Genomic DNA, 7,328 nt, shown 5'->3' on the forward strand with positions numbered 1-7,328 from the left:
AACGCACAATGTATGGTCGATGCAGTCAAAAGCTTTTAGCTGCAAAACTTATGTACGAGCCTGATTAGGTTTGTACGAAGATGTGAGGAAGAACCGGAAAATTGACCCACTTTTTCGTTTAAATCTGACCCACCTTAGTTTTGATTTTGGTGGATCAGATTTTTTTGTTATTTCTGTTTTTTTACACTGTGAATTGACCCACCCTGCTAATGAGTAATCAACTGATAGCCATCCATGGTCAGTGTGGTTTTGTCTACGATGATTCTTTTGGTTAACGAATCAATCGTGACATATTTGCTCAGTTCAAGCAAACGATCACCAATTAACTCTCGAATCAACTTGTCCATTGCAGCCGGACGGCTGTCAATTTCCTGTTGCTCTTTGTTGCTGATATGTTGCGGAATAATCGGTGAGCAGAGTTCTTCCATACTCATGAATACGTTCTCTTCACTTTGTGTTTCATCAATTCTAAAACAATCTCTTTCTGGATCGTATGATAAATCAGGATGTTCACACATTCTTCTGAATACGAAGTATGGATTCTTTACGCTATACTGGGAATTCAGTATTTCGTAAACAGCCTGTCGGCCCTTGAAATTATAAATTTCTGCAAGTTCTTTTAAATTCTCATCTTTTACTTTATATCTTGCCATCGTATACACCTCCTTCAGTTAAATGGCAGCTCTGCATCTGGATGTGCAGCCAGCCATTCATCGAACTGCTTCGCACGTTCACGAGATCCTTCTTTGGCATTTTTTATTTTAATCTTTGCTTCTTCAAGAAGCCCATAAATCTGAAGTACCTGCTCGTATATTTCTGCTTTAAAAAACAGTTCGTTAAAATCTTCCCTAAGGTTATCAATGGTATCTTCGTTTCGAAGTCTTGCCAGATAGTTTTCCTGTTCCCTGGTTGATAGTTTCTTCAGATCCTGCCGGAGCGCTTCTTCATAACGGTAAACATCAAGGAAATCACATGGCTCACCGGATTCCGTACTAGCCATGGAACCATTCTCATGTACGCTGTATCCCTCTAAAACCCATTCGTGTAATGCAGCCCGCTCCGTTGCTGTCATTTTTGTATGTTTTTCATATTCAGTCAGCTCATTCCAAAGATAAGCTGCCTTTTCTTTGCTTACTGTACCCATTTATATATCCTTTCCATTTTTAACACTTAATTTTGACCCTTTGACACGATAGCTGTCACCAGTTATACTAAGCACATGGCAGTGATGCAACAGTCGGTCCAGAATGGCAGTTGCTGCAAGCTGTCCGGTAAATAGTTCGTCCCATCTGCCCATTGGCAGGTTGGTCGTTATAATGAGGGAGCTTTTTTCGTATCGTTGGCGGATGATCTGGAAAAACAGGCTCTCTCTTTCTCTGTCCATTTTTATATAAGACAGTTCATCAATAATCAGCAGATCTATTTTTCGAAGCTTCTCAAGGGTTTCCGCCAGATAGCCCGCTGTCATTTTTTCGTATAGTTTATCTACCAATTCCTTTGCATTTACAAAAAGCACCCGTTTACCTGCATTACATGCATTCATTCCGATTCCTGTTGCAATCATACTCTTACCAACACCAGGAGGTCCGATGATAATGATGTTTTCATGTGCTGTAAGGAAGTGCAGTTTTCCGAGTTCTTCGATTTTTTCTCTGTCCAGGGCATGATTAAAACTATAATCAATATCCTTCAATGATGAGATGGAATCAAAGTTCGCTTTTTCAAGCAGCATTTCCTGGCGTCTTGCATTTTTTCCTTCTTCCTCAACAGACAGAAGTCTGATCAAAAAATCCATATATCCAATGGAATTCGCTTCAGCTTCTGCGATGATATCAGAATACTGTTCACGCATGTCTACCAGTTTGAATCGCTTCATCATTTCATCTGCATAAGTTTTCGCATCCTCAGTTGTTGCTGTCTGCATAACACATCTCCTTCGCATAATCCTCATAATAACTACAGTCCCGTGTGAGTTCCAGGTCCGGCTCTGAACGAGAAGCAGGATCTTTCTGCTGGATCGGCTCAAGGATCCGTTTTCCATCATTGTATTCCTTCAGAAGAGCCTTAAAACCTTTGATATCCATTCGGTCTTCATCCACAGCAATGCCGATCAGTACATCCATGACTTCCAGACTGTATAGTTCCTGCAGTTCCATGATCTTTCTGGCATAATGCGTCGGCTGGTCAAACTTATGGCCTGCGGCATCCAGATATCTTACTCCATTGCTGTATCTCTGCGTGAAGTCGCGACGGATCTGTGGAATGGAAGTGCTGACTCTTGGTGCGATTGCCTCATAATGCTCTGGATTAGAGAATGTCTGATATTTTTTATCCACCTGCTCAAAACTCATGATGAAGTTTTCTTTCGAATCGTAAAGCTCAATCCGAAAGCCATAAACAATGCGGAATAACACGGTCTTTCCTACGTACTTAACAGGGACGCTGTATTTGTTGCTGTTAATGCTAACAAAACTGTCAGGACTGATTTTTCTGTTCTGCATCTTTTTTATCCGATATCTGCTTTTCGGCAATGGCAGTAGAACAGCTTGTTCTTCCAGCAGATAATGCTGGTTGGGAATCCGTTTTGTTGTGGTGTGCTTTTGGTCACACCAGCCATCAACCTGTTGCTTTACCCTGCGGTTTAAATCCTCCATGTTTGCAAAGTTCTTTCCCTTTATGAACTGCTCCTCAATGTATTTAAATGGGGATTCAATCTTCCCTTTTTTGCGGGGCCAGTAGCAGGGGCATGCATTCAATTCAGTACCAAGATGTTTTGCCAGCATCAGTGCATGCGGATTATATCTTACTTCATCCTCTGATTTTGGGTTGTTCTCTATAACAAGAGCTTTGGGATTATCAATCAGGAGTTCCAGTGTGATGCCCCCTAAATCTTTGTATAGTTCTTGAATTGCCTCATAAATAGCTTCTGCGTCGACTTTTAACGAAAAACACACAGCTTTCTTTCGGGAGGCCGCCAGAATCATGGCAAAACAATAAACTTTCTGGTAACGGTTTCCTACAAGGACTTCGTATTCGGTCCAGTCGAACTGTGCCTGATCTCCTGGTGGACTTTCATGTCTTACAGTCGCTTTTTTACTGATGTGATTTCCAACATCTTCATCTACCTTTCCTAAAAAACGATAGATGGGTCCAATGCTTCCTGTGTATCCTTTTTCCTTTAACTCCCGAAAGATACGCGTTCCATTAAAGTTATAAGGGTCAAGGCGCCATTCAATAATCAGTTCCTTGTATTCGTAAAGCTTTGACGGATAAGATGTCCGGTGGTAGACCGGTGGTTCTGTCATCTCAAGAAGACGTTTCACTGTATTTCGGGAAATGTCCAGGATTTTTGCAGTAGCCCTTTTGGATTTTGTCTGCTTGTACACTTTTTGTACAGCTGCCCAATCTTCCAAATCTTTCACCTCTTTTTTCTCCTTTCTGTATGAGCTGCATACAGAAGGTATTTTATATATCCTAAAGAGGTGGGTCAATTCTAAGTGTTAAATTTTCAAAGTACAGTGTATATCAGAAACAGGATTACTTACTCATTGCCCCTCTAGGGTGGGTCAATTTTCCTCGTAAATCCTGGGTCAGTTTTAATTATAAATCAACAAAAGCATCACGATGATGGCTACTAATGCGCTGATTGCCACTGCCGCAATAATTACAGATCCATACTGTTCAAAAATCTCTTTCATAAAAATATCCTCCAAATACATATATTTTGAGCAACAAAATAGACAGTACCAAACTGGCCTGTCTATTTTTAAGTTACTATTCAATGAGTTCATTTTTTCAATCCATACAAAAGTGGATTAGCAGACTGTTCGCTTACCCTCCACTTTTTCAAATCTACTTATTCAGTTTTCACGGGATATCTCTAGTTTTCAGCTCTATCCCGCTTATTTCTTCTTTAATTCCATTCAATATATAGAAACTCCCTTTAATACTATTTATAGATACCATAGGTTTTATTTGTATCCTGAATATAAATAATACCCTTTCCCGGTACATCAACATTCAATGTTTCTCTAATTGATGCTACAATTGCTTCTGTCATACTTATTTCCGAAAGAATAATTACAATTTCTTTTTCTGGTTCTATATCCATAGAAAATAGTTTACTTGTTTCATGTATACCCGAACCTCTTCCGTTTACAACCGTACCACCTTTTGAGCCTGCTTTGCTTGCTGCTTCAATAACATCTTCTGCTTTCCCTTTATCAACGATACTTGTAATCACTTGATACATTGTTATATCTTCACCCCTTTCACTTTTCATATACTCGCATTTATAGCTCCTTGTTCCTAACGCAGCACAAATTGAAGTTGTAAATGCTATGCCATGGTTTGGTTTGTCAAATTTGTATTCATGATTTATTAATTCTAACGCTTGATATGCTGTTTCTTTATCTGCAACCATATATAATATTTCTTTTCTTATATCAGAAAGACCTATATAATCCCAAATTTTGTTTTGCACAGTTCCTTTTGCTATTGTTATTGTTCCACCATGTATTCCATGATGTTTGGCTGTTTTCAGAATCTTACTCCCCAGTCCAAAATTAACAATTACGCAAATCAACTCAATCTCTACAATATCCCTATTATTCTCCATTGCTTTCAAGTCCTCCTTTCTTAGATTTCAACTTAAATATAAAGCCTAATATCTGTAACGCAATTAAAGGTGTCATAGCAACCATTGCAATCATTCCAAATCCATCTACCAAAACATTTGCACCTTCAATTGATTCTGCTGCACCTTGCGCATAGGCCAAAATAAAGGTAGCAGTCATAGGTCCAGATGCAACCCCTCCAGAATCAAATGCAATACCTACGAAAAGCTTTGGTACAAAGTAACTCATTGCTATAGAAATAATATATCCTGGTAAAATATACTGCCATAACTGTAACTCGGGAATAAGAATTCTAATCATCGATAATGCGACAGCAATACCAACTCCGATTGCCAACGTAAACATTACGACTTTTCTCCTTACATATCCGCTAGTTACATCCTCTATCTGATGTGTCAATACATATACTGCCGGTTCTGCAAGTATAGTAACTACACCCAATACGAATCCTACAAGTACAACATATAATTTATTATCCAATGAAGCAACACTATATCCAACAGCTGCCCCAACATCCATAAAACCAGCATTGACACCCACTAAAAACAACACCAATCCAATAAATGTAAACAATATTCCAAACAATATTTTTCTTACTTCCCTCTTTGATAACTTGAAAGAGATTTTTTGAAATATTAAAAATAGTATTAAAATAGGAAATATTGCAATAATTATTTCTCCAGCTATCTTTGGTATTTCATGAATAAACGGGTAAATTATCAAATCTGACACATTTTCTTGTTCAAGACTACCTGTTATTTCATCTGTCGATGATAAAATACTCATCAACATAACAGATAAGATTGCTCCAGTTGATGCAACAGCAACTAATCCAAAACTATCCTTTTCGGATGCTTTACTGTCTTTTTTCATTTTTGATACACCCATTGCAAGTGCCAGAATAAATGGAACTGTTAAAGCTCCAGTTGTAGCACCAGATGCATCAAATGAGATTGCCAAGAACTCTGGTGAGCATAAAAAAGCAAGAATAAAAATAAAACCATATATAATTGTTAATAACTTGTACAATGGAAAATTAAAGACAATTCTTATAAGGCCTATCGCAAGCATAATAGCAATACCTATTGAAACTACAACCACAATGCTTCCTTTAGATATCAGACCTGAGGTAACAGAATCAACCTGTCCTGCCAAGATATGAAGATCAGGTTCAGCAACAGATATGAAGAACCCAAGTATTAATCCAGCAATGGCTACGAACCATAACTTGTTCGTCCTTACAACTGTTGCCCCCATGTTATTACCAATGGGAGTAATTCCAATATCTACTCCGATTAAAAATATTGTTAATCCAAAGATAATGAATGTTGCACCAATTAGAAACCTAATTATTAATGGTGTCTCAAGAGGTGTTAACGTAAAATTCAGTATTAGTACAATGATTGTGATAGGGAGAACTGAAGATAAAACTTCTTTTAATTTCGTAACGAATACACTCAAATATTTTGCTTCCTTTCTTATTGTATTTTAGTCTGTAAATCGATATTTTTTCTGTATTGCTGCTGATGAGATGATGTTTTTTCAATTGCACATAAATTACTTTTTCCTTTATGAACATAGTTTATGAATAAGGTGCCTAATAGGAGTCTGTCTTTTACCTCAATTCGGTTCCAAACATACCCTTTAAACAAATCTTTCACTAAGAAAATCTCTTCATCTTCCAAATTATCAGTTTCTTTGATAGCTTCTTCTAATAATTCATTTACATCAAACATAAAATTTCTCCTTTGCTTCAACGACATTAAGCACGTTGTCAACATCATTGTACATGTTTTTTAACATTTCGTCAAATTTTATCTATTATCTGATACACTCATCTTTTGATTCTTATCTACACCAAGAGGGGATGTTATATCCTCTTGGTGTAATAAATATCATGTACTTACTAACGCACTTAATTAACCAGTAATCGTGCTTGCTGCTCTGTTAAAGAAGCTGTCGATCAAGTTCTTAAAGGAGTTTGCTACTACTCCATCTGTTGCTAAAATCATTACGATGATAGCCACTAATGCGCTGATTGCTACTGCTGCAATAATTACTGATCCATACTGTTCAAAAATCTCTTTCATTTTCTAATCCTCATTCTTTCTAATTTGTTATAATTATGGGTAATAAAAAAACAGCTATATTTCAAGCTGTTTACGACGCCTATCCACTCCTTCTATAAGGGATAGGCTTGGTTGTTTTCCGTTTCAAACCTATCCACTATACAGTTGGAAGTCCTTAGACTTTCTATTCGGTTACACGGAGACAACCTATGGTTTGTCCCGTATAAAATGCATCTTCATCCTCCTAACGAATCATCTGTTTTTGCAGTTTATAGAAATACTGCACAAATCTGCGGTTCTTTAAATATTCCTTAAATCCAGCTACTAGCATAAGCTTCACCTCCTTACGCTGTTCCTACCCTTACAAATGCAAGAAATACTCTCATGACAAGACCAAATAACAAAACTCAGATTAATATTGAAATGATTCCTGCTATACAGAATCTTAATCAGTGTTGCAAATATTGCTGGAACTGCTATCTGTGCAAAACAGAACCAGTCACATATAGAAGGCTTTATCAATCAGTTGTAGACTTGCGAAATATAATCTCTTACTCCCGCTCTTTCACGTCGAATTATTTTCTGTTCTTCCTCTTAATACCTGATTAATTCCTGCCGCTTA

The 7,328-nt window shown here is 37.5% G+C and carries 8 protein-coding genes; all 8 read right to left on the minus strand.

Annotated elements, in window-relative coordinates; genetic code table 11:
• Window positions 1–206 precede the first annotated feature (206 nt).
• Complete coding sequence (locus BJR36_RS19420; protein WP_091237089.1) at window positions 207–653, minus strand: hypothetical protein; 447 nt, start codon at window positions 651–653, stop codon at window positions 207–209.
• A 14-nt stretch (window positions 654–667) separates the two neighbouring features.
• Window positions 668–1,144: a hypothetical protein gene (locus BJR36_RS19425; RefSeq protein ID WP_091237090.1), complete on the minus strand. Its 477-nt coding sequence runs from the start codon at window positions 1,142–1,144 to the stop codon at window positions 668–670.
• The gene (istB, locus tag BJR36_RS19430; RefSeq protein ID WP_091237091.1) at window positions 1,145–1,924 is read right to left on the minus strand and encodes an IS21-like element helper ATPase IstB; all 780 of its coding nucleotides are present in this window, start codon (window positions 1,922–1,924) and stop codon (window positions 1,145–1,147) included.
• Window positions 1,905–3,422: an IS21 family transposase gene (gene istA, locus BJR36_RS19435; RefSeq protein WP_091237092.1), complete on the minus strand. Its 1,518-nt coding sequence runs from the start codon at window positions 3,420–3,422 to the stop codon at window positions 1,905–1,907. The genes istB and istA overlap by 20 nt, the downstream gene beginning before the upstream one ends.
• Window positions 3,423–3,949: 527 nt before the next feature.
• Entirely contained in the window at window positions 3,950–4,618 is a 669-nt protein-coding gene (locus BJR36_RS20485) for a P-II family nitrogen regulator (RefSeq protein ID WP_169823795.1), read from the minus strand.
• On the minus strand, window positions 4,608–6,098 hold the full coding sequence (locus BJR36_RS19440) for a DUF1538 domain-containing protein (protein WP_169823796.1): 1,491 nt from the start codon (window positions 6,096–6,098) through the stop codon (window positions 4,608–4,610). The genes BJR36_RS20485 and BJR36_RS19440 overlap by 11 nt, the downstream gene beginning before the upstream one ends.
• Before the next feature lie 17 nt (window positions 6,099–6,115).
• Window positions 6,116–6,373, minus strand: a complete 258-nt coding sequence (locus BJR36_RS19445; protein ID WP_091237093.1) for a single-stranded DNA-binding protein — start codon at window positions 6,371–6,373, stop codon at window positions 6,116–6,118.
• A 183-nt stretch (window positions 6,374–6,556) separates the two neighbouring features.
• Window positions 6,557–6,727, minus strand: coding sequence for a hypothetical protein (locus tag BJR36_RS20490; protein ID WP_169823797.1), 171 nt, complete (start codon window positions 6,725–6,727; stop codon window positions 6,557–6,559).
• Window positions 6,728–7,328: the final 601 nt, after the last annotated feature.

Source organism: Anaerobium acetethylicum, from assembly GCF_900096945.1.
In the GTDB taxonomy this organism is placed as follows: Bacteria; Bacillota; Clostridia; order Lachnospirales; family Lachnospiraceae; genus Anaerobium; species Anaerobium acetethylicum.